The following is a 1,015-nucleotide window of genomic DNA, read 5'->3' as shown; positions in this document are numbered from 1 at the left end:
ATCTTGTATAGCGCGCAGACCAATACCTCGGTCGGTCAGTTATTCTTGGGTGGCGTGGTCCCTGGTCTTTTGCTGGCACTGGCGTTCATGACGATGAATGCCGTGCATGCCAAGAGGGCGGGATTCGAGCGTCGCACCTCGCTGCCGGCAAGACACGAAGTGATCGATGCCGCACGCGGAGCGCTTCCGGCGCTGGTCGCACCGTTCATCATCGTCGCCGGCATCGTGCTGGGTTTCGTCACGCCGACTGAGTCCGCCGCCTTGACCGTCCTCTACGTGGCGGTATGCGGACTGCTGATGGGTGAGCTGCGTCTAATGGCTTTCTGGCGTGCCGCGATCGAGACCACGCGGTTGACGGCGGCCATCTTCCTGATCATCGGCATCTCGTCGGTGATCAGTTGGGAGTTGGCCTATGCACAGGCGCCTGACCGTTTCACTAGCCTGCTCGAGCCCTTCATCGACTCTCCGGTGATCGTGCTCTTGCTGCTTAGCGCCATCACCTTCGTGACCGGAATGTTCATGGAGGAAGTTTCGGCGCTGATGCTGCTTTCGCCGGTGTTTACCCCTGTGGCGCTGGCGGCCGGCATCGATCCTGTGGCGCTGGGTATCATTATCACGCTGAATATCACCATTGCCTTGATAACGCCCCCGATGGGGGCTTGCCTGTTCATCGCTGCGGCGGTCAGTCGTGTGGATATCACCATGCTCTTTCGCACCATCTGGCCGTTCATTCTCGTGGCGGTCGGGGTGCTGTTATTGCTTATCCTCTTTCCCGAACTGATCACCTGGCTACCCAACACCTTGGGCTGACTTCAACTTGGAAACGAATCGCTTGAATGTGACTGACTCGACGTCCCGACCCATCGCCGACATTGCCGATCCCCAGTGGGAGGCCATTGCGGCTATTTCCATCGACGACGATGGCACGGCGCTACATGCACTTAGCCTTGCCGCGCCAGCCTTGCGCGTGCATCCCATCTATCATGCGCTTGGCGTGCCTCGGGCAGTGCCCGAG

1 protein-coding gene and 1 pseudogene are annotated in these 1,015 nt (G+C 59.7%); both read left to right on the top strand.

The genetic code is table 11. The annotated features are described in order from the left end of the window. Positions 1 to 810: TRAP transporter large permease (locus OP496_RS18000; RefSeq protein ID WP_280565325.1), on the top strand; the 810-nt coding region annotated here is incomplete at its 5' end. 28 nt (positions 811 to 838) lie between these two features. After that, positions 839 to 1,015 (top strand): annotated as a pseudogene (locus OP496_RS17995) (D-alanyl-D-alanine dipeptidase); the annotation flags it as partial.

It is taken from the genome of Chromohalobacter sp. 48-RD10, from assembly GCF_029889785.1.
GTDB lineage: Bacteria > Pseudomonadota > Gammaproteobacteria > Pseudomonadales > Halomonadaceae > Chromohalobacter.
The sequence above is the reverse complement of the archived record's forward strand: the minus strand, read 5'-3'. Positions and strand labels throughout refer to the sequence as shown.